We start from the raw sequence: 24,438 nt of genomic DNA on the forward strand, positions 1-24,438 counted from the left end.
GCGGCTCCTTAGCTTTGCGCGACTTTTCTCGGGATAAACGCGTTCGCCACGGCTTCGCCCTGCAACTGAAGCTGACGCGGCTGCGGAATTTCCGGGATAGCGACATCCAGATGCGGGAACAGCAGTTCACCCACCTTGTACGCCTCTTCCAGATGCGGATAGCCGGAGAGGATAAAGCTGTCGATTCCCAGCTCTGCATATTCATTAATGCGTGCCGCCACGGTTGGACCGTCGCCCACCAGCGCCGTACCGGCGCCGCCGCGCACCAGTCCCACACCGGCCCACAGGTTTGGGCTGATCTCCAGATTCTCGCGCTTGCCGTTGTGCAGGGAGGCCATTCGGTGCTGGCCTACGGAGTCGGTTTTGACAAAGGCGGCCTGTGCTTTGGCGATGGTGTCGTCGTCCAGATGAGCGATCAGACGGTCTGCGGCTTGCCAGGCCTCGTCGTTGGTTTCGCGTACAATCACATGCAGGCGAATACCGAAGCGTACCTTACGACCATGTTCTGCGGCTTTAGCGCGTACCTGGGCAATTTTCTCTTTGACCAGCTCCGGCGGCTCGCCCCAGGTCAGATAGAGATCGACCTGCTCGGCCGCCAGCGCCTGCGCCACGTCAGACGATCCGCCGAAATAGAGGGGAGGGCGCGGCTGCTGTACCGGCGGGAAGTAGAGCTTCGCATCGCGAACGTGGATATGTTTTCCTTCGAAGGTAACGGTTTCCCCTTCCAGCAGACGCCGCCAGACGCGGGTGAACTCTGCGGAAGCTTCATAACGCTCGGTGTGATCGAGGAAGACGCCGTCGCCCGCCAGCTCCTGCGGATCGCTGCCCGTCACCAGGTTGAACAGCGCGCGTCCGTTAGATAGCCTGTCCAGCGTTGCCGCCTGGCGCGCCGCGACGGTGGGAGACACTACGCTCGGGCGCAAGGCTACCAGGAACTTCAGGCGCTGGGTGACGGGGATCATGGATGCGGCAACGAGCCACGCATCCTCACATGAACGGCCCGTCGGGATCAGCACCCCGGTAAAACCGATGCGATCTGCCGCCTGGGCGATCTGCTGTAAATAGCCGTGATCGACCGGGCGGGCGCCTTCTTCTGTACCAAGATAGTGTCCATCACCGTGGGTGGGTAAAAACCAGAAAAGATTCAGACTCATGATTTTTTTCCTTCAATGCCAGCGGGTTGCCAGATGCGTTCGCGAATATTCACCTGCTTTGGAACCAGGCGGTTTTGATAAAAGAGATCGGCCGTTTGCTGCTGAAGCGCGGCAACGTGGGCGTTAACCGGCGCAATGGTGGTGGGTGGACGATGATCAAGATACGTGGCGATCACCGGTTCAGGTAAGCCCATGGTTTTTGCCAGCAACGTGATGCTCTGCTGACGCTGGCTCTGGGTCAGCGCATCGGCCTGGGTAAAGGTATCCAGCACCTGCTGAATAAAGGCGCCATTTTTCTCTGCGTACGGACGTGCCGCCAGGTAGAACGAACCGGTCTGCTTCAGGGTAGTGCCGTCTTTAAGCACCCTTACCCCGCCCTGCAACAGCGCGGCGGAGTAGTACGGATCCCAGATTGCCCAGGCATCGACGTTCTTTTGCTGAAACGCCGCGCGCGCATCGGCAGGCGTCAGGTATACGGGCTGGATATCGGTGAATTTAAGGCCGGCTTCCTGCAACGCGCGCAGCAGCAGGTTGTGCGAGCTGGAACCTTTCTGGAATGCAACCTTATGGCCTTTAAGATCGGCGACGCTTTTAATATCGCTGTTTTCCGGTACCAGGATCACCTCTGCCTTCGGCTTGGCGGGCTCAACGCCAACGTAAACCAGATCCGCCCCGGCAGCCTGAGCAAAGATAGGCGGGATATCGCCGGTGCTGCCTAAATCAATACTCCCGACGTTCAGCGCCTCCAGCATCTGTGGTCCGGCGGGAAACTCGACCCAGGAAAATGTGGTCTCCGGAAAGCGCGTCTCCAGCAGCGCATGGCTTTTCGCCAGCACCATGCTGATGCTACCTTTCTGATAACCGATACGCAGGCTCTCCGGCGCGGCCTCAGCCGCCTGAGCCAGTGATGCCACTGCCAGCAGTCCTGCCAGCCCGATACGGGTAACGGTTTTAAACATGGGCCACTCCTTGTGATTGATGACTTGCCGCTGCGTGACGATCCCGGCGGTTCAGGGCATGCCAGAAGGTTTCAAGCGCGCCGTCGAGGCGGGTTTGCAGGTTCGGCGTAAAATGCGGTTTATGCTGGTAATCAATCACCTGTGAGTCGTCAGCGAACACGCCATGCAGGATCTCCTGGGCTTTCAGCGCGTTCAGAACCGGCTTGAGGGCATAATCTACCGCCAGCAAATGGGCGACCGTGCCGCCCGTGGCCAGCGGCAGGACGACCTTGCCGTCCAGGGCGCGTTCGGGCAGCAGATCGAGCAGCGTTTTCAGCGCGCCGGAAAAAGAGGCTTTATAAATCGGTGTCGCGACGATCAGCCCGTCAGCACTCTTAAACTGTTCGATCAGGGTTTTCAGCGCCGGGCTGTCAAAACGGGCGTAGAGCAGATCTTCAGGCGCGAAATTGTGTAAATTCCAGTGACACACTTCCACATCCAGAGCATTAAGCTTTTCGCGAGCGTATTCCAGCAGAGCGCTGGAGCGTGAGGGGAAGCGTGGGCTTCCGGCCAGAGTAATGACGCGCATGGTTGCTCCTTATAACTAATTGTTTGCTTTTATCTAACATTCATAACAATTTTCAGGAGTGTGACATTGCGTGGTTATTCCACTAAATGATTTATCCTCAGGATGAATGCTGAAAAATGCATAAGAAGCGTGCCGATAAGTAAACGATTGCGTTTTAAACGGCTTTTTTTGCCACAGGTCAATTCCCTTTCCGGGCGGGATCGCACATAATCCCCTCCCGGTTTGCACACCGGGAATCCAGGAGAGTTCATGTACTACCCCTTCGTTCGTAAAGCCCTTTTCCAGCTCGATCCTGAGCGCGCTCATGAATTTACATTTCAGCAGTTACGCCGTATTACAGGAACGCCTCTGGCCGCGCTGGTGCGTCAAAACGTGCCGGAAAAACCCGTTCAGTGCATGGGCCTGACGTTCAAAAATCCACTGGGCCTGGCGGCCGGTCTGGATAAAAATGGCGAATGCATTGATGCACTCGGTGCGATGGGCTTTGGCTCGATCGAAATCGGGACGGTGACGCCGCGCCCGCAGCCGGGAAATGACAAGCCCCGTCTGTTCCGCCTGGTTGAAGCCGAGGGGCTGATCAACCGCATGGGCTTTAATAACCTTGGCGTCGATCGTCTGGTTGAGAACGTAAAAAAAGCCCATTTTGATGGCGTGCTGGGTATTAATATCGGCAAAAATAAAGACACCCCAGTCGAGCAGGGTAAAGATGACTATCTGATTTGTATGGAAAAAGTCTATGCCTATGCGGGTTATATCGCGGTGAATATATCATCGCCTAACACCCCAGGGCTGCGTTCATTACAATATGGCGAAGCGCTCGACGATCTTCTTAGCGCCATTAAAAATAAACAAACGGCGCTACAGGCGATCCACCATAAATATGTCCCGGTCGCGGTTAAGATCGCCCCGGATCTTTCGGTTGAAGAATTGATCCAGGTTGCCGACAGTTTAGTTCGCCATAATATTGACGGTGTGATTGCGACCAATACAACCCTCGACCGTTCCCTCGTTCAGGGAATGAAAAACTGTGACGAAGCGGGTGGATTAAGCGGACGTCCGGTTCAATTAAAGAGCACTGAAATTATTCGCGCACTGTCTGCGGAATTAAAAGGCCAGCTGCCGATTATTGGCGTGGGCGGCATTGATTCCGTCATTGCTGCACGTGAGAAGATGGCGGCTGGTGCATCACTGGTGCAAATTTATTCCGGCTTTATTTTCAAAGGGCCGCCGTTGATTAAAGAAATCGTCACGCATATCTAATCTTTTCTCTTAATCAGACAACCAGGGCTTTATTTCCAGCCCTGGTTGTTTTATATTCCGTCATTGTTGCTTATTTAGACATTATAGTCTTTTATTACTAGTGTTATAAGCGAAGCGGCAAACAGGACATTTTTAGTACAGGACGTTTTGGGGACGGGAGAAAAACATGCGAATTAAACCTGACGATAACTGGCGCTGGTATTTTTGTGAAGAGCATGACCGCATGATGCTCGACTTAGCCAATGGCATGTTGTTTCGTTCTCGTTTTGCGCGCCGAATGTTAACCCCTGACGCGTTTGCTCCTTCAGGCTTTTGCGTTGACGACGCTGCGCTCTATTTCTCTTTCGAAGAAAAATGCCGCGACTTCGATCTCTCCAAAGAACAGCGCGCTGAACTGGTTTTAAATGCGCTGGTGGCGATCCGTTTCCTGAAACCACAAATGCCGAAAAGCTGGCATTTCCTCGCGCACGGTATGAGCTGGACCCCGGCTACCGGCGATGCGGCAAGCGTCAATCTGAGCGATACCGAAGAAGAGGTGAATTTGCTGGTGGTTGAACCCGGTGAAAACGCCGCGCTCTGCCTGCTGGCCCAACCCGGCGTGACCATTGCCGGGCGAGTGATGCAGTTAGGCGACGCCATCAAAGTAATGAATGACAGGCTGAAGCCACAGCTGCGCGTGGATGCCTTCAGCCTCGAGCAGGCGGTTTAAGCTTCGAGCTGTACGCTCGTTTTTGGCACACAGCTACAGCACAGGATCGTGCCGTCATTGCCAATCGCAGATTTCTTCAGGGCACTCACTTCACCATCGACCAGTTTAATGCGACAGCATCCGCAGATCCCCGCGCGACAGGAATACGGTACGCGAATCCCTGCCTGCTCCAGCTGCTCCAGTAGCACCTGCTGATTATTGCCACGAATGACCTTGCCTTCCCAGTGAATATCCACCGCAGCGGCGACGTTTGTCTCAGGGGCGGCCATTTCATCTTGCTGGCCTGCGCCGTACACTCGTGCAGGTCCGCGAGTCAGAATTTCGACCTCGTCGCCCACGCGGATCACGCCGCTGGAGCGGGGGATCAGGTTCTGGCCGAAGTCGACATCACCGTTATCCTGCGCGGTACGAAATGACTGCAACGTTTTCAGCGGTTCGCCGGAAGGGTGTTTTTGGCCTTTCTCCGGGCTGACGGTGGTGAAAATACAGCGGCTGCACGGCTTCACGACATCAAAAATAACGCTGCCGATGCGGATGACTTTCCAGGTATCTTCATCCCAGGCGTCCGCGCCGGTCACCACCAGATTTGGGCGGAACTGCTCCATCTGCACGCTGGCTTTGCAGTGGCGCTGTAGATCACGCAGCGAGGCCTCGCTGGTCAGCAGGAAGGGAAATCCATCCGCGAAGGAGAGGGGAACCGCGTCGTGGCGTTTTACGCGACGGGTCAGCGCGGGTCCAACCCAGCGCAGCTGAACGTCGCGGGAGAAAAAGCCGCTCAGCCACTGGTTTATAGCGTCCGGCGCGATGCGCGCGGTAAAATGATTCCCCCACACTTCCGTTGGCGCATCGACGGGCGCAAAATCAGCAAAGCGGACAACCACGCTTGAGCCGTCCGGCGCGGTCAAATGCAAACCGTCATGAAGCGGGGAAGGGGTAAAGCGAACCATCTGCGGGAACTGGCGCGCGGTGATGAACGTACCGTCAGGCTCGGTGACCATAAAAATGCGATCGAAGGCGAAGCCGCTCATATCGGCCAGCGCGTGGGTCACGCCGATGCCGCGCATGGATTTCACCGGATGAATAAAAAGCCTGGATAACGTCGCCACTGCACACTCCCGCTAAAGAAATAAGCCTTCAACTTTATGACATACACGCCATATTAGCTATAATGCGCGACAATTTTCTATGAGTAAAAGTGACGATATGAATTCTCTGTTTGCCAGTACGGCCCGTGGGCTGGAAGAGCTGTTAAAAACTGAACTGGAAGGCCTGGGCGCGAAAGAGTGCCAGGTGGTTCAGGGTGGTGTCCATTTTGAGGGCGACACGCGGCTTATTTACCAGAGCCTGATGTGGAGCCGTCTGGCGTCGCGCATCATGCTGCCGATGAAAGAGTGCAAGGTCTACAGCGATCTTGATCTCTACACCGGCGTACAGATGATCGACTGGACAGAGATCTTCACGCCGGATGCCACCTTTGCGGTGCATTTCAACGGCGTCAACGACGAGATCCGCAACAGCCAGTACGGTGCCCTGCGCGTCAAAGACGCCATTGTGGACTGCTTCACGCGCCGTAATAAAGAACGTCCGAACGTTGACCGTGAAAACCCGGATCTGCGCATCAACGTCTGGCTTAACGGCGACACAGCGAGCATCTCCCTGGATCTGAGCGGGGCGGGCCTGCACCTGCGAGGCTACCGCGATCGCACCGGCATGGCGCCAATCAAAGAGACTCTGGCCGCCGCGATCGTGATGCGCTCTGGCTGGCAACCAGGTACGCCGCTGCTCGATCCGATGTGCGGTTCCGGTACGCTGCTGATTGAGGCCGCGATGCTGGCCACCGATCGTGCGCCAGGGCTGCATCGTGGACAGTGGGGCTTCAAAGGCTGGGCGCAGCACGATGAAGCCATCTGGAAAGAGGTTAAAGACGACGCGCAGACCCGCGCGCGTAAGGGGCTGGCGGAGTACACGTCTCGCTTTTACGGTTCGGACAGCGACGCGCGGGTAATTGAGCGCGCGCGCAGCAACGCCCGTCGTGCCGGAATCGGTGAGCTGGTGACCTTTGACGTAAAGGATGTGGCGAACCTGACCAATCCGCTGCCAAAAGGCCCGTACGGTACCGTTATCAGCAACCCGCCGTACGGTGAGCGTCTGGGCAGCGAGCCGGCGCTGATTGCCCTGCACAGCCTGCTGGGGCGCAACATGAAGGCGCATTTCGGCGGCTGGAATCTTTCTCTGTTTAGCGCCTCGCCGGAACTGCTGAGCTGCCTGCAACTGCGTGCAGATCGCCAGTTCAAGGCGAAAAACGGCCCGCTGGACTGCGTGCAGAAAAACTACCATTTGGCAGAGATTGCGGCGGACAGCAAACCGTCCGGCGTGGCGGAAGACTACGCCAACCGCCTGCGCAAGAATCTGAAGAAATTTGAGAAGTGGGCGAAGCAGGAAGGCATTGAATGTTATCGCCTGTACGACGCTGATTTGCCGGAATACAACGTGGCGGTTGACCGCTATGCGGACTGGGTGGTGGTTCAGGAATACGCTCCGCCGAAAACCATCGATGCGCAAAAAGCGCGCCAGCGTATGCTGGACGTGATTGCGGCCACCATCGCCGTACTCGGCATTTCGCCAAACAAGCTGGTGCTGAAAACCCGCGAGCGTCAGAAAGGCAAAAACCAGTATCAAAAGATGGGCGAGAAGGGCGACTTCATCGAAGTGGGCGAATATAACGCTCGCCTGTGGGTAAACCTGACCGACTACCTCGATACCGGCCTGTTCCTCGACCACCGTATCGCCCGCCGTATGCTGGGCCAGATGAGCAAGGGCAAAGACTTCCTGAACCTGTTCTCCTACACCGGCAGCGCCAGCGTTCATGCGGGGCTTGGCGGGGCGCGTAGCACCACCACGGTGGATATGTCCCGTACCTATCTGGAGTGGGCAGAGCGCAACCTGCGTCTCAACGGCTTAACCGGTCGACAGCATCGCCTGCTACAGGCCGACGTGCTGGGCTGGCTGCGTGACACCGACGAGCAGTTCGATCTTATCTTCATCGATCCGCCGACCTTCTCTAATTCCAAGCGTATGGAGGATAGCTTTGATGTTCAACGCGATCACCTGCGCCTGATGACCGACCTGAAGCGTCTGCTGCGTAAAGGCGGCACCATTATGTTCTCGAACAACAAGCGCGGATTCCGCATGGATCACGACGGCCTGGCCGAGCTGGGACTGAAAGCACAAGAAATCAGCCAAAAAACGCTGTCTCAGGACTTTGCCCGTAACCGTCAAATTCATAACTGCTGGCTGATCTCCGCGGTCTGAAAGGAAAAATAAATGTCTTTAATTAGTATGCATGGCGCGTGGCTCTCGTTCAGCGACGCACCGCTTCTCGATAATGCAGAACTGCATATCGAAGATAACGAGCGCGTCTGTCTGGTGGGCCGTAACGGCGCGGGTAAATCGACGCTGATGAAAATCCTCAACCGTGAGCAGGGGCTGGATGATGGCCGTATTGTTTACGAGCAGGATCTGATCGTCTCTCGCCTGCAACAGGATCCGCCGCGTAACGTTACCGGCAGCGTGTACGATTTCGTGGCCGAAGGGATTTCAGAGCAGGCGGAATACCTCAAGCGCTACCACGAGATTTCGCATCTGGTGATGACCGATCCAAGCGACAAGAATCTCAACGAGCTGGCAAAAGTGCAGGAGATGCTCGATCACCACGGCCTGTGGCAGCTGGAAAACCGCATTAACGAAGTGCTGGCTCAGCTTGGCCTGGAAGCGGATATGGAGCTGTCGGCGCTCTCCGGCGGCTGGCTGCGTAAAGCCGCGCTGGGACGTGCCCTGGTGAGCGGGCCTAAGGTGCTGCTGCTGGACGAACCGACGAACCACCTGGATATCGAAGCGATTGACTGGCTGGAAGGGTTCCTGAAAACCTTTAACGGCACCATTATCTTCATCTCCCACGACCGTTCGTTCATCCGCAATATGGCCACGCGCATTGTCGACCTCGACCGCGGCAAGCTGGTGACCTATCCGGGCGATTACGATACCTATCTGCTGGAAAAAGAAGAGAACCTGCGCGTCGAAGAGCTGCAAAACGCCGAATTCGACCGCAAGCTGGCGCAGGAAGAGGTGTGGATCCGCCAGGGCATCAAGGCGCGTCGTACGCGTAATGAAGGCCGCGTTCGTGCCCTGAAGGCGATGCGTCGCGAACGTAGCGAGCGCCGCGAAGTCATGGGCAGCGCCAAAATGCAGGTGGAAGAGGCGTCCCGCTCGGGCAAGATTGTCTTCGAAATGGAGAACGTCAATTATTCGGTTGACGGCAAAGTGCTGGTGAACGATTTCTCCGCTCAGGTTCAGCGCGGCGACAAAATTGCGCTTATCGGTCCAAACGGCTGCGGCAAAACCACGCTGTTGAAACTGATGCTGGGCCAGTTGCAGGCCGACAGCGGTCGCATTCACTGCGGTACCAAACTGGAAGTGGCGTACTTCGACCAGCACCGCGCAGAGCTGGATCCGGACCGTACGGTGATGGATAACCTCGCAGAGGGTAAACAGGAGGTGATGGTTAACGGCAAGCCGCGTCACGTGCTGGGCTACCTTCAGGACTTCCTGTTCCATCCGAAACGCGCCCTGACGCCTGTGCGCGCGCTGTCCGGCGGTGAGCGTAACCGTCTTTTGCTGGCGCGCCTGTTCCTGAAACCCAGTAACTTACTGATTCTCGATGAACCGACGAACGATCTGGATGTCGAAACGCTGGAACTGCTGGAAGAGTTGATTGATGGTTATCAGGGAACCGTGATGCTGGTCAGCCACGATCGCCAGTTTGTCGATAACACTGTCACCGAGTGCTGGATCTTCGAAGGTGAAGGACGCATCGGACAATATGTGGGTGGCTATCATGACGCGCGTGGTCAGCAAGCGCAGTCGCTGGTGCAAAAACAGGCGAAGACTAAAAATGTCGCTGAACCTGCTGTTGCAAAAGCAGAAACCGCCAAAAAATCTCCAGCTAAAATGAGCTATAACTTGCAGCGCGAGCTGGAAGGGCTGCCGCAGCGTCTGGAAGAACTGGAAGCGGCGCTGGAAGCACTGCAAATTCAGGTCGCGGATGCGTCATTCTTTACGCAGCCTCACGACTATACTCAGAAAGTATTGGCTGAACTCTCCCAGGCCGAGCAGGCGCTGGAAGAAGCTTTTGAGCGCTGGGAGTACCTTGAGTCTCTGAAAAACGGCGCATAACAGGGATAATCTATGTGTGACCAGCACCGTGCCGATCGGCATATATTATGCTCGCAATGCGATATGCTCGTGGCGTTGCCAGAGCTTGGTCACGGACATAAGGCTGCCTGCCCGCGCTGCGGAGCTACGCTGACGACCGAATGGGACGCGCCAAGGCAGCGTCCTACGGCTTACGCGCTGGCAGCCCTGTTCATGTTACTGCTCTCCAATCTCTTCCCTTTCATCTCTATGAAAGTGGGCGGGATGACAAGCCAGGTGGATTTACTGGAAATTCCAGGCGTGATGTTCTCGGAAGATTACGCCAGCCTCGGCACCTTCTTTCTTCTGTTCGTTCAGATAGTCCCGGCTTTTTGCCTGGTCGTCATTCTTTTGCTGGTCAACCGCGTCAGGATGCCTACCGCCCTTAAAATCAAACTCGCGCGCATCCTGTTCCAGCTGAAAAGCTGGGGGATGGCGGAAATTTTTCTGGCAGGTATCCTCGTCAGCTTCGTGAAGCTGATGGCCTACGGCGACGTGGGGATTGGCAGCAGCTTTATTCCCTGGTGTCTGTATTGCGTGCTGCAACTGCGCGCGTTCCAGTGCGTGGACCGACGCTGGGCCTGGGACGATATTGCCCCGGCCCCGACGCTCTCGCGGACGGTAAAGGTGGGCGTACCGGGTATCCGTCAGGGGCTTCGCTCCTGCTCCTGCTGCACCGCCGTGCTGCCAGCGGAGGTCGAGGTGTGTCCGCGCTGTGAAACAAAAGGTCACGTGCGGCGTAAAAATAGCCTGCAATGGACCATGGCGCTGCTGGTGACCTCCATCATGCTCTATCTGCCCGCCAATATATTGCCAATCATGATCACCGATCTGCTTGGCGACAGAATGCCCTCGACCATCCTTGCCGGGGTCATTTTGCTGTGGAGCGAGGGATCATACCCTGTTGCAGGGGTCATATTTCTCGCCAGTATTATGGTTCCGACCTTGAAGATGATTGCCATTGCCTGGCTTTGCTGGGATGCGAAAGGGCACGGTAAGCGTGACAGTGAGCGTATGCATCTGATTTATGAGGTCGTGGAATTTGTTGGCCGCTGGTCGATGATTGACGTGTTCGTGATTGCGGTTCTCTCTGCGCTGGTGCGTATGGGAGGGCTGATGAGTATTTATCCCGCTATGGGAGCGCTGATGTTTGCGTTGGTCGTCATTATGACCATGTTTGCGGCCATGACCTTCGACCCTCGTTTATCGTGGGATCGTGAGCCCGATTCAAGCCATGAGGAAGAGTAAGAGCATGGAAAATAAGAGTGGAGAGGCTAAAGTGCAGAAGGTCAGAAACTGGTCGCCGGTGTGGATTTTCCCCATCGTGACCGCGCTGATTGGTGCATGGATCCTGTTTTATCATTACAGCCATCAGGGACCGGAAGTGACGCTCATCACCACCAATGCAGAGGGGATTGAGGGCGGGAAAACCACCATCAAGAGCCGCAGCGTGGATGTGGGCGTCGTCGAAAGCGCGACCCTGACGGATGATTTAACCCATGTTGAAATCAAGGCCCGCCTGAATGCCGGCATGGAAAAACTGCTTCATGAAGATTCCGTTTTTTGGGTGGTGAAACCTCAGGTCGGAAGAGAAGGCATCAGCGGTTTAGGGACGCTGCTTTCAGGGGCTTACATTGAACTCCAGCCCGGCAGCAAAGGTACCCAGCCAGCAGACTATCAGCTGCTGGATTCACCGCCGCTTGCGCCGCCGGATGCAAAAGGGATCCGCGTTATTCTGGACAGCAAAAAAGCGGGTCAGCTCTCGCCGGGCGATCCGGTGCTGTTCCGTGGGTATCGGGTCGGTTCGGTTGAAACAAGCACCTTCGATCCGCAAAAACGGACCATCAGCTATCAGCTTTTTATCAATGCGCCTAATGACCGCCTGGTGACCAGCAACGTTCGCTTCTGGAAAGACAGCGGGATCGCGGTGGATCTGACCTCTGCGGGTATGCGCGTTGAAATGGGCTCACTCACTACGCTGTTTGGCGGGGGCGTCAGTTTCGACGTGCCGGAAGGCATGGATCTCGGACAACCGGTGGCGGAGAAAACCGCCTTCAGGCTGTTTGACGATCAAAAAAGTATTCAGGATGCGCTCTATACCGATCACATTGACTACCTGATGTTCTTTAAGGACTCCGTACGCGGCTTGCAGCCAGGGGCGCCAGTCGAGTTCCGCGGTATCCGTCTGGGGACTGTGGGACAAGTGCCTTACTTTGTTCCGGGCCTTAAGCAGATGCTTGATGATGATTATCGTATTCCGGTGCTGATCCGCATCGAACCTGAGCGTTTGATTAACCAGATAGGTGAGGATCAGGATATCGGGGAGCATATCAGCGACCTGCTGAACCGCGGCCTGCGCGGCTCGCTGAAAACCGGCAACCTGGTGACAGGGGCGCTGTATGTCGATATGGACTTCTATCCTAAAGCGCCTGCCATGACGGGTATCCGCGAATTTGGCGGCTACAAAATCATTCCTACGGTCAGCAGTGGTCTGGCGCAGATCCAACAGCGTCTGATGGAAACGCTGGATAAGATTAATAATCTGCCGTTGAATCCAATGCTTGAAGCCGCGACGGGTTCACTGCATCAGAGCCAGGCGACGATGCAACGTCTGCAAACCACGCTGGATAATATCAACAAGATCACTGCTAACCAGTCCATGCAGCAGCTGCCGCAGGATATGCAGAAAACCTTGCGCGAGCTGAACCGCAGCATGCAGGGCTTCCAGCCGGGCTCGGCGGCCTACAACAAGATGGTGGCGGATATGCAACGTCTTGATCAGGTTTTACGCGAGCTACAGCCCGTTCTGAAAACGCTCAATGAAAAGAGCAACGCGCTGGTGTTTGAAGCGAAAGATAAAAAGGATCCTGAGCCTAAGAGGGCGAAACAATGAAAAAATGGCTAATCATCGTGGGCGCACTGGTATTAACGGCCTGTAGCTCCGGAAGCGACAACAAAAGCTACTACCAGCTGCCGCTAAGCGCGCAGCCGGGTGCGCAGAGCAGCACCTCGCAGGGCAGTCGTCTGCTGTGGGTTGAACAGGTTGCCGTGCCGGATTATCTGGCGGGCAACGGGGTGGTCTACCAGACCAGCGATGTGCAGTACGTTATCGCCAACAATAACCTGTGGGCCAGCCCGCTGGATCAGCAGCTTCGCAATACGCTGGTGGCGAACCTGAGCAGCCAGCTTCCTGGTTGGGTAGTCGCCTCACAGCCTCTGGGAAGCGATCAGGACACGCTGAATGTTAACGTGACGGGGTTTCACGGCCGCTATGACGGCGCCGTGGTTATCAGCGGGGAGTGGCTGCTGAATCACCAGGGTCAGCTGATTAAGCGTCCTTTCCATCTGGAGCTTAAGCAGCAGAAAGATGGCTATGACGAAATGGTGAAAGTGCTGGCACAGGGCTGGGCACAGGAGTCGGCGGCCATTGCCAGAGAGATTTCCCGTCTGCCATAAGTAAAATTCATCGACAAAAGCCGCACTCAGCGACGCGCTGATGGCGGCTTTTTTTTCGTTTTGCGCTCAGGCTGTTACTTGTGCCGCATCACATTTTTTGTACAAACGATCTTCCATGTAGCTCACAAATATGACACCCGTATGAATTTTGAACGTTGACGCTGAAGCTGATTCGGGGTATTCGTTAACTGTGCTTGCACATATTGCAACCACTGTTTTCTTTCCACCAGACAAAAGAATGAGGGAAACGAGGCATGAAGAGACAGAAACGAGATCGCCTGGAAAGGGCTCATCAACGTGGTTATCAGGCTGGCATCGCCGGACGTTCTAAAGAAATGTGTCCCTATCAGGCCCTGAATCAAAGGTCCCAATGGCTAGGGGGCTGGCGAGAAGCCATCGGAGACAGGGCAGTACTTGCCTGATACCGTCTCTTTAAAAAGAAACCTCCGCAATGCGGAGGTTTCGCCTTTCTGGGAGGCGCTAAAAGCCGTTATCAGAAAGCAGAGGTATCCTGGAACAGACCCACTTTCAGGTCGTTTGCGGTATAGATCAGACGACCATCTACCAGCACTTCGCCATCCGCCAGGCCCATGATCAGACGGCGGTTAACGATACGTTTGAAGTGGATGCGGTAGGTGACTTTCTTCGCGGTAGGCAGAACCTGACCGGTGAATTTCACTTCGCCTACGCCCAGCGCGCGGCCTTTGCCTTCACCGCCAAGCCAGCCCAGATAGAAGCCTACCAGCTGCCACATGGCATCGAGGCCCAGGCAGCCAGGCATTACCGGATCGCCAATAAAGTGGCAACCGAAGAACCACAGGTCCGGGTTGATATCGAGTTCTGCTTCTACGTAACCCTTATCAAAGTTGCCGCCGGTTTCGGTCATTTTCACGACACGGTCCATCATCAGCATATTTGGGGCTGGTAACTGCGGGCCTTTCGCGCCAAACAGTTCACCGCGACCAGAGGCAAGAAGGTCTTCTTTCGTATAGGATTCGCGTTTATCTACCATGTTCTCAGTAAGCCTTATTTTAGTGAAGCACGCAGGATAGCTAACACGTGTACGCTGAACAAGTCCGATCAGTTTGAACTAAACCAACTTAACCAGCGCAACGGCCACGGATAACGATGACGAGCATCCTGCTGTGTCGCCTGAGCTATACGTTCCTGAATGGTCTGCATCAGGGTTGTCTGGCCTTCGCCGTCCCAGACCAGGTTCGTCAGTAAGGGTAGTGCATCCTCAACGCCTTCGATGGCCCAGACGGTGAATTGTTCCTGCTCTACCGCATCCAGAATCGCCTGGCTCAGGCTCAAATGGCGAGCGTTAGGTGCCGGAATAATCACGCCCTGTTTGCCGTTTAAACCGCGCTGCTGGCAGATAGCAAAGAACCCTTCGATTTTCTCATTCAGTCCGCCCACCGGTTGGGCACGACCAAACTGATCCACGGATCCGGTAATCGCAATGTTCTGGTTAATCGGCACGTCTGCAAGCGCGCTGATCACGGCGCACAGCTCCGCCATGGAGGCGCTGTCGCCGTCGACTTCGCTGTAGGACTGCTCAAAGGTTAACGAGGCAGAGAAGGGGAGCTGCTGCTCGAGCTGGAGTTCAGACATCAGGAATGCCTGCATGATCATCATGCCTTTAGCATGAATATTTCCGCCCAGTTCCGCCTTGCGTTCAATATCGGTAAATTCGCCGTCACCAATGTGCACCACACAGCTGATGCGGGAAGGCTCGCCGAAGGCGCGCGGGTGTCCTGGGAACTCGATGACGGATAAGGCGTTGATTTGCCCGATACGTTCGCCCTCGGTCTCCACCAGAATCTGTTCCAGCAGAATTTCATCCTGCATACGGTCAGCAAGATAGCCTTCGCGCCATTCGCGCTGGGCCAGCATCTGGCTAAGCTGCTCGCCGGTAAACGTACCGTTGCCGCTGATTACGCCGACTTCACGCAGCTGTTTACTGATCCAGAGCGGGCAGAGCGGCAGGGTTTCCTGATCGCCGGTGTAGCGTACGGCCTCGCGGATTAAACCAGGCCACGCATCGCTGGCAGGCGAGGGCAGCGCGAAACGTTCCGCCACGGCCATCACCCACTGGCACCACTGCGCCATATCATCGGCATCAGCAATCTGAATATTGTCTTCAAATTCGCTATAGACAGCCTGCTCCGCGAGTTCAGGCTCCATTTCCTGGAAGTCCGCCAGCGATTCGCGATCGCCCGTCAGCACGACGGTCAGCGACAGCGGCATCGACGGGATGGAGACCGGCAGAGGACGTGAATCGTCGTAGCCTACCCAGTCAAAACGTTGCTGCGTCACTACCGTTTTCAGGCGCATCCACAGCAGCGGCTGCGCAAGCAGCGTACGCAGGGAAATGAGCAGCACGCCGCCGTTCGCGCGGTGTACCAGCCCGGGTTGCAGTGACACCTCGCCATTGAACTGACGAAGGCAACCGAACAGCTGTTCGGCTTCCGCCCAGCTGGCAGTAATCACTTCGCCTTTGGCTGCGAACAGCCCGTCGGCCTGTGCGGCGGGTTCGAACGTCACGTCGCGTCCGGCAATATGATACTGACCACCAAAAACGGCGTTCGTTTTTGGCTGCAGCTGGCGCATGGCATCACCGAGAAGCGTCAAATACTCGGCTTCTTCCGGGGCTTTGAGCAGCATGAAGGGAGATGTGGCCCATGGGGATGACATCTGCTCCAGCGCATAATGCAAACGCGGTTGTGTCTCGCTAAGTATGTATTCGTGTTCTTTTGTGAGGTCTGGCTGTGTAAACAGTTCCTGATAGCTTTCGGTATCCGGAACAAGGTCACGCCATGCAAGTTTCGTAATGGTCAAAGTTGATGTTTTTTAGTCAGAAGTAAAACCGTGGAGTATACCGTAAGCGGCGCACTCTGCCCAATCAGGATTCGGGTTTTCATCATGCGGACTGCCGCAGCGTTTCACAGGATATGATTTCTTTTCAGCAGATTGCTAAAAAACTGATATTCTGAACTGAGTTACACGGTAACACTGAGATCGCAATGAAATATCAACAACTGGAAAACCTCGAAAGCGGCTGGAAATGGAAGTACCTGGTCAAAAAGCACCGTGAAGGGGAGCTGATCACCTGCTACATCGAAGCCAGCGCGGCACAAGAAGCTGTGGATATGTTGCTGACCCTCGAAAACGAACCGGTACAGGTCAACGGCTGGATCGAGAAACATATTAATCCGGCCTTGTTGAACCGGATGAAGCAAACTATCCGCGCTCGTCGTAAACGGCATTTCAATGCCGAGCATCAGCACACCCGTAAGAAATCTATCGACCTGGAGTTTATGGTCTGGCAACGTCTGGCCGGGCTTGCGCAACGGCGCGGGAAAACGCTGTCGGAAACGGTGGTGCAGCTGATTGAAGATGCCGAGCATAAAGAGAAGTATGCCAGCCAGATGTCGACGCTGAAGAACGATTTGCAGGCACTGCTGGGTAAAAAATAACGTTTTTGCTTTTGTTCAGATAATAAAAAACCCCGCATGGCGGGGTTTTTTTATAAGACGATAACTTATGCCGCAGGCTGAGTTACAACGTCTTTGATACCTTTAACTTCGATCTCTACGCGACGATCTGGTGCCAGGCAGTCGATCAGTGCAGCGCGTGGTTTCACGTTGTCACAGGTAGAACCGGTAACTGGGTTAGATTCGCCCATACCACGTGGGGAGATCTTGTTAGCTGGGATACCTTTAGATACCAGGTAATCAACTACAGACTGAGCACGTTTCTCAGACAGACCCTGGTTGTAAGCGTCAGAACCGATACGGTCGGTGAAGCCCAGAACCACTACAGAACCGTCTTTAGGATCCAGGTTGCTCAGCTGGGTGTACAGCTGATCCAGTGCCTGCTGACCTTCTGGTTTCAGGGTAGCTTTGTTGAAGTTGAACAGAACGTCAGACTTCAGAGTGAAGTGCTTGGTCTGTACTTCTGGAGCTGGAGCCGGCGCTGGAGCTACGACTGGCGCATCTTCCTGCTGACCGAAACGGTAAGAAACACCAACGCTCAGCATGCCGTTGTCTGGACGAACGCCAACGGTAGCACCGTCACCGATGTTGTTAACCCACTGGTATTCCAGACGGGTAGCGATGTCGCGGGTCATTGCCCACTCAACGCCGCCAGCGAATACTGGGGAAACGCCAGTGTCGTGGTCGTCACCAGCGATGCTGTTGCTGGAGTCTGCACGCCATACCATGCCGCCCAGACGGGTGTACACGTCCAGATCGTCAGTTACTGGGTAACCCAGTTTAGCGGTCAGCTGAACGCCTTGAGCTTTGAAAGCGCCATTTACGTTGTCGCCTTTGTACGGCATACGACCTAACCAGTCGTAACCCATTTCAAAGCCAACATACGGGTTAACCTGATAGCCACCGAACGCACCTGCACCCAGCTGGCTCTCGTGAGTAGGGCCATCGTTGTTCAGGCTGCTGTTGTACCAACCGGTGTCATGGAACTGAGACCAGCCCAGTTTACCACCTGCATACCAGGTATTATCTTTCGGAGCGGCCTGCGCTACGGTAGCGAAGCCAGCCAGTGCCACTGCAATCGCGATAGCTGTCTTTTTCATTTTTTGCGCCTCGTTATCATCCAAAATTTGCCATGAATATCTCCATCGGAGAAATCACGGTTAAATCCTTCACCGGGGGGCGTGGTCAAATATAAACCTACCGATATCTTCGGCTTAGGCCGAGCACCCCTGGCGATGTAAAGTCTACAACGTAGCTGAAAACTTACAAGTGTGAAGTCCGTCAGGCATATGAAAAAAAAAGTTCCGTATACCTAATATTTAACATTTTTTGAACGATTTTTGTGCAGTAAAATTAACGAGAACCGCGTCAGACAAGCCTTGCCGCAGTTTTGGCGCATTGAACTTTTTTTGCATACTGCGGTCGAAAAAAATTCCAGGAAAACTCTTAAAATGACTCAATGGTACACATTTGAGTGAATTTTTAGCCCGGGATGTTGTCCTCTGCGATAGGAATCTTCACGAACCGGCCGCATGATGAACCCCATCGCATTACCTTCTTCAGCAGCTTCAGTCAGACGCAAATGTTCCTCTTGCGACAGATCTTCAGGTAACCATCCAATCACGACGCTATAGTTCCCGGTACGTAATGCCCGAACCATCGACTCGACCGTATCGCAAGGGGAGAGTTGGTTGATCTGCATTACCTTCGCCAACGGCAGACCCGCCGACTGAACCCATTCACGACTTAATTTTTGCTGTGGCGTCAGCCAGAGCTGCCAGCGAGACTGTTGGCCGAGCTGCTGCAAAAGCGGCAGGAGTAACAGTTGTGTTAACAGCGGCTGGTCTTCACGGTAAACCACTTCACTGATAAGCCCTGTCGATACACGCCCGATAGAATTCTGCGCAACATTGCCTGCGGCAGAAGTAGAAGGTGTTAAGTGATTTGCATAGCCTGAAGTGTACATGTTCATTCCAGCCCTGTGGTTACTGTATGGATATACAGTAACCCCTGTGTGCATAAAGATCAACCTCATTTTCGGAAAGCGACTCGCAAATTTCATCCATTCCCGGTGAACCTGAAAAAATCATCTTGCCCAACGGCAATAAGTTGCCTATTTTCCTGCTAACGGATCCGTTAGTAAGAAATATCGTGTTTACTCTATGATTTTAAATGGAATTATCATGAAAAAGATATCCTATGAGCGGATTTATCAATCGCAGGAATACCTCTCTCCGCTGGGTGAAATTCACCATCGAGCCCTGTTTGGCGGTTATACCCTGGCCGTGGATGAAGCTGTGTTTGCAATGGTGTCTGACGGTGAGCTTTATCTTCGCGCCTGTGAGCAGAGTGCAAAATACTGTGTAAAAAATGCCTCCTCTTTTCTGACGCTGATGAAACGAGGACGTCCTGTTCTGCTTAATTACTATCGTGTGGATGAGGGGCTTTGGCAAAACAGGGAAAAGTTGCTTCAGCTCTCCTCGTTTGCGCTCGATGCTGCCAGGAAAGAGCGCTACCAGCGCCATCAGCGTAACCGGCTAAAAGACCTGCCAAACCTGACTTTTCAGATTGAGGTCCTGCTGATGGAAGCGGGTATCACCAATGAAGAGACGCTACGACAGCTGGGTGCGAAGACGAGCTGGCTGAAAATGCGCTCCAGAAATAAGGCGCTGAGCATCCGGGTTTTGTTCGCGCTTGAAGGCGCCATCGAAGGGCTTCACGAAGCGGCACTCCCGGCGGATATTCGCCGGGAGCTTACGGAGTGGTTTAATGCGCTGCCTGAGTCGCAGGGGCATCATTCCGCCAGGTAGCAATCTGCTGTCGCAGTCGACAAATTTCCGGCAGCAAAGCGATAAGCAGGCCAATTTGCTGTAGGACCAGCGGAGCTTTGTTGTCGGTCCCCGGATCCAGGTGTGCAATACGCTGCACCAGTTCATCCAGTGCCTGGTGCACCCGCGGCTCATCCGCAGGTTGGTGATGAAGCGCGTCATCAACGTAGCAAACGGCATCGTCCAGCAGCGCCAGGATCTCCGGATTGGTCAGCTTTTCACGGTGGGCGCCCAGGGTAGAGATATAGCTGGTGAACGTGTGGTTCAGGCACAGCAGCCGGAAGGCCGTTTCGCGAATTTCTGCCGTGGCGCGCGGCTCTGTTGACATATTAGAGACGACTGAAGCCAGCTCTGCGTCAGTGTTATGCGCATCGCGGCGGGCAATGCGATAGGCCAGACGGTTATCGCGACCCTGATGGTACTGCTCAAGAATGGCGTCCAGATAGCGGCAGTTGGCGTTCATTGCTCTGTCGGAGACGCGCGGTAAGTTTCGAAAACGCCAGTCAGGCCAGATGAAGCTCACCGCTGCCCAGGCAATGGCGCAGCCGATTAGCGTGTCGATCACGCGGGGGAGGGCAACTTCAAACCCTTCCCCCAGCAAATTGAAGCAGAGCAGCACCAGCAACGTGATGAACATTGTGGCGTGAGCGTACTGCACATTGCGGAAGGCGAAGAACAACACGCCGGTGATCACAATAAGGATAAGCTGTCCTTCTACAGAAGGCACAAAATAGAGCACCGGCAGACCGATGGCGACCCCGACTAACGTCCCGACAATACGCAGCGCAAGTCGATGGCGGGTAGCGTTATAGTTCGGCTGGCAGACGAACAGGCTGGTCAGCAGGATCCAGTATCCGTGATGCAGCCCTGTTATCTGGATAAATGCATAGCCCACGCACAGCACCAGCGACATCCTCACCGCATGGCGAAAGAGTGCGGAATCCGGCGTAAAATGACGGCTCAGGCGCAGCCAGATATCGCTGAAGCCGTTCAGACTGTCATCCGCAAGCCGGTTGTCAGCATCGTTGGCCGGCATCGCCATCGCCTGTTCAGACTCAATGGTGGCCAGCTGGGCATCAATGGCTCGCAGGTTGTTGAGCAGGAATCCCAGGGCTTTGAACTGCTCCGGCGAGGTTCCGCTGGCCTGAACGCGATCGAGCGCCGCATCCAGGTGACTGAACGCGCGCTCAAAGCGAGGATCATGCTGATAGGGCGTGCGCAGCAGTATTGAGCGCGCAAGCTGCTGGCAGGCCTGAGACTGCATCGACAGCAGGCGCTGGAAGCGAAACATCACGTCGCTGTAGCGGAATTTCTCGCGCAGATCAGCGTACTGCACATGCGAGGAGCTGGCGCGCTCGTGAATATCCTGGGCGACAAAGTAGTAGTGGAGGGTGCGTCGGGTACCGCGCTGACCGCGATCGCCGCGCAGACGGGTGAGCAGAGACGCTTTGGTCTGGTTCAGCGTAGCGACCAGTTGGCCATTTGCCAGCGCCAGATCGTACAGCGGCGCCTGGCTATCCTCTTCGATATCCGGATCGAACAGCCGCGACTTCAGCTCCAGATAGTGGGCCAGCTGCTCATAGCTGCGGGCAAGGTTGTCCTGCAAGGCACGGACCGGAAAAATAAGATGCCCGGTTAAGGTCAGCAGGTTATACCAGATAGCGCCCAACAGCAGCAGGAGTGGCTGCTGATACCACTGATCGTAAAGGGAGACCCCCAGCATGGTGTAAATGGCAATCAGCAGGGCGCCGAACGCGATAGTGGCGTAGCGTTGCCCGAGGCCGCCGAGCAAAATGAAGCCGCTGGTCGACACCGTCAGCCCTAAGGCAAACAGCCAGGGCCAGGGGAAAAGCAGCTCCACGGAGGCGGAGGCAATAAAGAAGCAGACCAGCGTGATGACCAGGTTACGCAAACGTCCGGCCAGGCGGTCGTCAAGATCGGCCAGCGCGCCGGCCACCACCCCAAGCGTGAGGGGAATGGTGAGCTTAACGTCATTCAGCCACCACGGCAGCGCCACGGTGCCGCAGAGAGCGATAAAGATCCTGACGTTATACAGCCAATTACTGTTCCACGTATAGCGACGAATCAGGGGGCTTAGCATGAGAGCGGCCAGTCCTTATTACTGAAAACGACGACGGGCATTGGCTTCACGCGCGGCTTGCGCCACTTCGACCGGGACAACGCGGCGTCCGACCGGCCACAGGGCGATGGTGGCAATCTTGAAATTAGCGATGCCAACCGGAATGCCAATAATCGTAATGCACTGGGCGATACCGGCGAAGATATGCATCAGACACAGCCACCAGCCAAAGAAGATCAGCCACAGAATATTCAGCAGCGTGCCGCCGGTATTCTTCAGGGCATTTTTTCTTTCCGGCTCCAGCTCATCCACGTGTACGGCTTCATTTCCATAAGGAACGAGGGACAGTTTGGTGATTTCCCAACAGGAGCGCGTCAGCGGAAGCGTAAAGATGAGCACAATGCTCACCAGGGTGGCGAAAAGCCAGGAAAGGGTGGTGGCAAAACCGCCAAGGACAAAATTCAACACATTCAGAACGGTACGCATAAACCCTCATTTCCTTCGATATGATTAACGCCTGGTGATTGTAACGTTTTTTTGGGCTGGAGCACCTTAAAACTGGCAGTTAAACTGTCTGACAAATTATTACCTCGTGGATCCGGCAGGATATGGAACTGAAAGCTACTTCAATGGGCAAACGCCTGGCGCAGCACCCTTACGACAAGGTTGTCCTCCTCAATGCGGGAGTGAAAGTCTCCGGTGAACGCCACGAATACCTTATTCCGTTTAATCAGCTGCTGGCCATCCACTGCAAGCGTGGGCTGGTGTGGGGCGAGCTGGAGTTCGTCCTGCCGGCAGAGAAAGTGGTGCGACTCCACGGGACGGAGTGGGGTGAAACCCAGCGCTTCCATCATCATCTGAACGCGCGCTGGCAGCAGTGGAGCCAGGAGATGAGCGTGATTGCCGCACAGGTACTGCACCAGGTGCTGGACGATATCGCGTTAAGCAATACCCAGCAGAAGTGGCTGACGCGTCAGCAAACCGCCGGGCTTCAGCAAAAAATCACCCAGGCGCTGACGGCGTTGCCTTTACCCGTGGCGCGGCTGGAGGAATTTGATAACTGCCGTGACGCGTGGCGGCAGTGTCAGGCATGGCTCAGCGATATTGAGAAAAGCCGTCTGGGGCACAATCAGGCCTGGACCGATGCGATGCTTACGCAATATGCCGATTTCTTCAGCACGGTGGAATCATCGCCCCTCAATCCTGCCCAGGCGCGCGCCGTGGTGAATGGCGAGCAGTCTTTGCTGGTGCTGGCAGGGGCCGGGAGCGGCAAAACATCGGTGCTGGTGGCGCGCGCGGGCTGGCTTCTGACGACGGGCGAGGCGGTTGCCGACCAGATTTTGCTGCTGGCCTTTGGCCGCAAAGCGGCGCAGGAAATGGACGAGCGCATTCAGGCGCGTTTGCATACTCAGGATATCGCGGCGCGCACGTTCCACTCTCTCGCGTTACATATCATTCAACAGGGCAGCAAAAAAGTCCCTGTTGTCAGCAAGCTGGAGAGTGATGCTCAGGCTCGCCAGGCGCTGTTTATTAAGACATGGCGTCAGCAGTGCAGCGAGAAAAAGGCGCAGGCGAAAGGCTGGCGTCAGTGGCTTGAAGAGGAGCTGAACTGGGCGGTGCCGGAGGGCAGCTTCTGGCAGGATGAAAAGCTGGCGCGCCGGCTGGGTTCCCGTCTCGACCGGTGGGTAAGCCTGATGCGGATGCACGGCGGCTCTCAGGCCGAGATGATAGAAAGCGCACCGGAAGCGATCCGCGCCGTATTCTCTAAGCGGGTTAAGCTGATGGCGCCGATGCTCAAAGCGTGGAAAACCGCGCTGAAAGAGGAAAACGCGGTCGATTTTTCCGGGCTGATCCATCAGGCCATTATCATTCTGGAAAAAGGGCGCTTCGTTAGTCCGTGGAAACACATTCTGGTGGATGAGTTTCAGGATATCTCGCCGCAGCGCGCTGCGCTGCTTTCGGCGCTGCGGGCGCAGAATAAACACACGTCGCTGTTTGCCGTGGGCGATGACTGGCAGGCAATCTACCGTTTCAGCGGGGCGCAGCTTTCCCTCACCACGGCTTTCCACCACTATTTTGGTGAAGGCGACCGCAGCGATCTCGACACCACCTACCGCTTTAACGCGCGAATTGGTGAAATTGCCAACCGCTTTATTCAGCAGAACCCGCATCAGCTGTCGAAGCCGCTTAACAGCCTGACGCCGGGGGATAAAAAGGCCGTCACCCTGCTGGCGGAGGATCAGCTGGAGCCGCTGCTGGACAAACTGAGCGGCTATGCGAAACCCGATGAGCGCATCCTGGTGCTGGCGCGTTACCACCACCTCAAACCCGCGGCGCTGGAAAAAGCGGCGACGCGCTGGCCAAAACTACAGCTCGATTTTATGACCATTCACGCCAGTAAAGGGCAGCAGGCTGATTACGTGATTGTGGTGGGGCTAAAAGAGGGGAGCGACGGTTTCCCGGCACCCGCGCGGGAATCCGTGATGGAAGAGGCGTTACTGCCGGTTCCCGAAGATTTCCCGGATGCCGAAGAGCGGCGTTTGCTGTACGTGGCGATAACCCGCGCGCGGCATCGCGTGTGGCTATTGTTCAACAAAGAGGAGCCGTCGGTGTTTGTCGATATTTTGAAGAGTATTGACGTGCCGTTAGCGAGAAAGCCGTAACATGTCGGCCCGGT

At 55.4% G+C, this 24,438-nt stretch carries 21 protein-coding genes; 11 read left to right on the forward strand and 10 right to left on the reverse strand.

What is annotated here, in order from left to right; translation table 11 throughout:
• Nucleotides 1-8: 8 nt before the first annotated feature.
• The 3 genes from ssuD to ssuE are packed head-to-tail and all read right to left on the reverse strand — an operon-like array spanning nucleotide 9 to nucleotide 2,681.
• Nucleotides 9-1,154, reverse strand: a complete 1,146-nt coding sequence (ssuD, locus tag DBR02_RS18400) for an FMNH2-dependent alkanesulfonate monooxygenase (RefSeq protein WP_107535067.1) — start codon at nucleotides 1,152-1,154, stop codon at nucleotides 9-11.
• A complete protein-coding gene (locus DBR02_RS18405) occupies nucleotides 1,151-2,113 on the reverse strand; it encodes a sulfonate ABC transporter substrate-binding protein (protein WP_107535068.1) in 963 nt (320 codons plus the stop codon). The genes ssuD and DBR02_RS18405 overlap by 4 nt, the downstream gene beginning before the upstream one ends.
• Nucleotides 2,106-2,681, reverse strand: coding sequence for an NADPH-dependent FMN reductase (ssuE, locus tag DBR02_RS18410; RefSeq protein ID WP_063449145.1), 576 nt, complete (start codon nucleotides 2,679-2,681; stop codon nucleotides 2,106-2,108). Before ssuE ends, DBR02_RS18405 begins: the two co-directional genes overlap by 8 nt.
• Nucleotides 2,682-2,930: 249 nt before the next feature.
• On the opposite strand from ssuE, the gene pyrD reads away from it, so the two are divergent.
• Nucleotides 2,931-3,941 (forward strand): quinone-dependent dihydroorotate dehydrogenase, encoded by a 1,011-nt coding sequence (pyrD, locus tag DBR02_RS18415; RefSeq protein ID WP_063866295.1) that lies wholly within the window; start codon nucleotides 2,931-2,933, stop codon nucleotides 3,939-3,941.
• Nucleotides 3,942-4,107: 166 nt separating this feature from the next.
• Nucleotides 4,108-4,650: a cell division protein ZapC gene (gene zapC / locus DBR02_RS18420; RefSeq protein WP_063866297.1), complete on the forward strand. Its 543-nt coding sequence runs from the start codon at nucleotides 4,108-4,110 to the stop codon at nucleotides 4,648-4,650.
• Here zapC and DBR02_RS18425 read toward each other — a convergent pair.
• Nucleotides 4,647-5,756, reverse strand: a complete 1,110-nt coding sequence (locus DBR02_RS18425; protein ID WP_107535069.1) for a YcbX family protein — start codon at nucleotides 5,754-5,756, stop codon at nucleotides 4,647-4,649. The genes zapC and DBR02_RS18425 overlap by 4 nt on opposite strands.
• A gap of 97 nt (nucleotides 5,757-5,853) precedes the next feature.
• Here DBR02_RS18425 and rlmKL point away from each other — a divergent pair, with 97 nt between their 5' ends.
• The 6 genes from rlmKL (at nucleotide 5,854) to rmf (ending at nucleotide 13,778) form a co-directional block, all read left to right on the forward strand.
• Nucleotides 5,854-7,962, forward strand: coding sequence for a bifunctional 23S rRNA (guanine(2069)-N(7))-methyltransferase RlmK/23S rRNA (guanine(2445)-N(2))-methyltransferase RlmL (gene rlmKL, locus DBR02_RS18430; protein ID WP_063449458.1), 2,109 nt, complete (start codon nucleotides 5,854-5,856; stop codon nucleotides 7,960-7,962).
• A 12-nt stretch (nucleotides 7,963-7,974) separates the two neighbouring features.
• A complete protein-coding gene (locus DBR02_RS18435; RefSeq protein ID WP_107535070.1) occupies nucleotides 7,975-9,882 on the forward strand; it encodes an ABC transporter ATP-binding protein in 1,908 nt (635 codons plus the stop codon).
• A gap of 12 nt (nucleotides 9,883-9,894) precedes the next feature.
• The gene (gene pqiA / locus DBR02_RS18440; RefSeq protein ID WP_063866300.1) at nucleotides 9,895-11,148 is read left to right on the forward strand and encodes a membrane integrity-associated transporter subunit PqiA; all 1,254 of its coding nucleotides are present in this window, start codon (nucleotides 9,895-9,897) and stop codon (nucleotides 11,146-11,148) included.
• A 4-nt stretch (nucleotides 11,149-11,152) separates the two neighbouring features.
• The gene (pqiB, locus tag DBR02_RS18445; protein WP_063866301.1) at nucleotides 11,153-12,793 is read left to right on the forward strand and encodes an intermembrane transport protein PqiB; all 1,641 of its coding nucleotides are present in this window, start codon (nucleotides 11,153-11,155) and stop codon (nucleotides 12,791-12,793) included.
• Nucleotides 12,790-13,356: a membrane integrity-associated transporter subunit PqiC gene (gene pqiC / locus DBR02_RS18450; RefSeq protein ID WP_063449138.1), complete on the forward strand. Its 567-nt coding sequence runs from the start codon at nucleotides 12,790-12,792 to the stop codon at nucleotides 13,354-13,356. Before pqiB ends, pqiC begins: the two co-directional genes overlap by 4 nt.
• Before the next feature lie 254 nt (nucleotides 13,357-13,610).
• Entirely contained in the window at nucleotides 13,611-13,778 is a 168-nt protein-coding gene (gene rmf, locus DBR02_RS18460) for a ribosome modulation factor (RefSeq protein ID WP_003858162.1), read from the forward strand.
• 71 nt (nucleotides 13,779-13,849) lie between these two features.
• On the opposite strand, the gene fabA is transcribed toward rmf, so the two are convergent.
• Nucleotides 13,850-14,368: a bifunctional 3-hydroxydecanoyl-ACP dehydratase/trans-2-decenoyl-ACP isomerase gene (gene fabA, locus DBR02_RS18465; RefSeq protein ID WP_000227926.1), complete on the reverse strand. Its 519-nt coding sequence runs from the start codon at nucleotides 14,366-14,368 to the stop codon at nucleotides 13,850-13,852.
• A 68-nt stretch (nucleotides 14,369-14,436) separates the two neighbouring features.
• Nucleotides 14,437-16,197: an AAA family ATPase gene (locus DBR02_RS18470; protein WP_107535071.1), complete on the reverse strand. Its 1,761-nt coding sequence runs from the start codon at nucleotides 16,195-16,197 to the stop codon at nucleotides 14,437-14,439.
• Between the two features lie 185 nt (nucleotides 16,198-16,382).
• On the opposite strand from DBR02_RS18470, the gene matP reads away from it, so the two are divergent.
• A complete protein-coding gene (matP, locus tag DBR02_RS18475) occupies nucleotides 16,383-16,835 on the forward strand; it encodes a macrodomain Ter protein MatP (RefSeq protein ID WP_006809347.1) in 453 nt (150 codons plus the stop codon).
• Nucleotides 16,836-16,900: 65 nt separating this feature from the next.
• Here matP and ompA read toward each other — a convergent pair whose 3' ends face one another.
• Nucleotides 16,901-17,953 (reverse strand): porin OmpA, encoded by a 1,053-nt coding sequence (gene ompA, locus DBR02_RS18480; protein WP_017694761.1) that lies wholly within the window; start codon nucleotides 17,951-17,953, stop codon nucleotides 16,901-16,903.
• A 356-nt stretch (nucleotides 17,954-18,309) separates the two neighbouring features.
• Complete coding sequence (gene sulA, locus DBR02_RS18485; protein WP_063449135.1) at nucleotides 18,310-18,819, reverse strand: SOS-induced cell division inhibitor SulA; 510 nt, start codon at nucleotides 18,817-18,819, stop codon at nucleotides 18,310-18,312.
• A gap of 217 nt (nucleotides 18,820-19,036) precedes the next feature.
• Between sulA and DBR02_RS18490 the strand changes: the two genes are divergently transcribed.
• On the forward strand, nucleotides 19,037-19,663 hold the full coding sequence (locus DBR02_RS18490; RefSeq protein WP_063449134.1) for a TfoX/Sxy family DNA transformation protein: 627 nt from the start codon (nucleotides 19,037-19,039) through the stop codon (nucleotides 19,661-19,663).
• Here DBR02_RS18490 and yccS read toward each other — a convergent pair.
• Together yccS and DBR02_RS18500 are read right to left on the reverse strand one after the other, a co-directional pair.
• Entirely contained in the window at nucleotides 19,620-21,782 is a 2,163-nt protein-coding gene (yccS, locus tag DBR02_RS18495) for a YccS family putative transporter (RefSeq protein ID WP_107535072.1), read from the reverse strand. The two genes, DBR02_RS18490 and yccS, sit on opposite strands and share 44 nt — an antisense overlap.
• Nucleotides 21,783-21,800: 18 nt before the next feature.
• Nucleotides 21,801-22,247 (reverse strand): YccF domain-containing protein, encoded by a 447-nt coding sequence (locus DBR02_RS18500; RefSeq protein ID WP_107535073.1) that lies wholly within the window; start codon nucleotides 22,245-22,247, stop codon nucleotides 21,801-21,803.
• A gap of 122 nt (nucleotides 22,248-22,369) precedes the next feature.
• Between DBR02_RS18500 and helD the strand changes: the two genes are divergently transcribed.
• The gene (gene helD, locus DBR02_RS18505; RefSeq protein WP_107535074.1) at nucleotides 22,370-24,424 is read left to right on the forward strand and encodes a DNA helicase IV; all 2,055 of its coding nucleotides are present in this window, start codon (nucleotides 22,370-22,372) and stop codon (nucleotides 24,422-24,424) included.
• Nucleotides 24,425-24,438: the final 14 nt, after the last annotated feature.

The sequence above is a fragment of the Enterobacter cloacae complex sp. genome (genome assembly GCF_900322725.1).
Classification (GTDB): domain Bacteria; phylum Pseudomonadota; class Gammaproteobacteria; order Enterobacterales; family Enterobacteriaceae; genus Enterobacter; species Enterobacter quasihormaechei.

Bases quoted from the DNA above. Each gene is read 5' to 3' on its own strand.
- ssuD (WP_107535067.1), bottom strand. From the start codon at position 1,154: ATGAGTCTGAATCTTTTCTGGTTTTTACCCACCCACGGTGATGGACAC.
- DBR02_RS18405 (WP_107535068.1), bottom strand. From the start codon at position 2,113: ATGTTTAAAACCGTTACCCGTATCGGGCTGGCAGGACTGCTGGCAGTG.
- ssuE (WP_063449145.1), bottom strand. From the start codon at position 2,681: ATGCGCGTCATTACTCTGGCCGGAAGCCCACGCTTCCCCTCACGCTCC.
- pyrD (WP_063866295.1), top strand. From the start codon at position 2,931: ATGTACTACCCCTTCGTTCGTAAAGCCCTTTTCCAGCTCGATCCTGAG.
- zapC (WP_063866297.1), top strand. From the start codon at position 4,108: ATGCGAATTAAACCTGACGATAACTGGCGCTGGTATTTTTGTGAAGAG.
- rlmKL (WP_063449458.1), top strand. From the start codon at position 5,854: ATGAATTCTCTGTTTGCCAGTACGGCCCGTGGGCTGGAAGAGCTGTTA.
- DBR02_RS18435 (WP_107535070.1), top strand. From the start codon at position 7,975: ATGTCTTTAATTAGTATGCATGGCGCGTGGCTCTCGTTCAGCGACGCA.
- pqiA (WP_063866300.1), top strand. From the start codon at position 9,895: ATGTGTGACCAGCACCGTGCCGATCGGCATATATTATGCTCGCAATGC.
- pqiB (WP_063866301.1), top strand. From the start codon at position 11,153: ATGGAAAATAAGAGTGGAGAGGCTAAAGTGCAGAAGGTCAGAAACTGG.
- pqiC (WP_063449138.1), top strand. From the start codon at position 12,790: ATGAAAAAATGGCTAATCATCGTGGGCGCACTGGTATTAACGGCCTGT.
- rmf (WP_003858162.1), top strand. From the start codon at position 13,611: ATGAAGAGACAGAAACGAGATCGCCTGGAAAGGGCTCATCAACGTGGT.
- fabA (WP_000227926.1), bottom strand. From the start codon at position 14,368: ATGGTAGATAAACGCGAATCCTATACGAAAGAAGACCTTCTTGCCTCT.
- matP (WP_006809347.1), top strand. From the start codon at position 16,383: ATGAAATATCAACAACTGGAAAACCTCGAAAGCGGCTGGAAATGGAAG.
- ompA (WP_017694761.1), bottom strand. From the start codon at position 17,953: ATGAAAAAGACAGCTATCGCGATTGCAGTGGCACTGGCTGGCTTCGCT.
- sulA (WP_063449135.1), bottom strand. From the start codon at position 18,819: ATGTACACTTCAGGCTATGCAAATCACTTAACACCTTCTACTTCTGCC.
- DBR02_RS18490 (WP_063449134.1), top strand. From the start codon at position 19,037: ATGAAAAAGATATCCTATGAGCGGATTTATCAATCGCAGGAATACCTC.
- yccS (WP_107535072.1), bottom strand. From the start codon at position 21,782: ATGCTAAGCCCCCTGATTCGTCGCTATACGTGGAACAGTAATTGGCTG.
- DBR02_RS18500 (WP_107535073.1), bottom strand. From the start codon at position 22,247: ATGCGTACCGTTCTGAATGTGTTGAATTTTGTCCTTGGCGGTTTTGCC.
- helD (WP_107535074.1), top strand. From the start codon at position 22,370: ATGGAACTGAAAGCTACTTCAATGGGCAAACGCCTGGCGCAGCACCCT.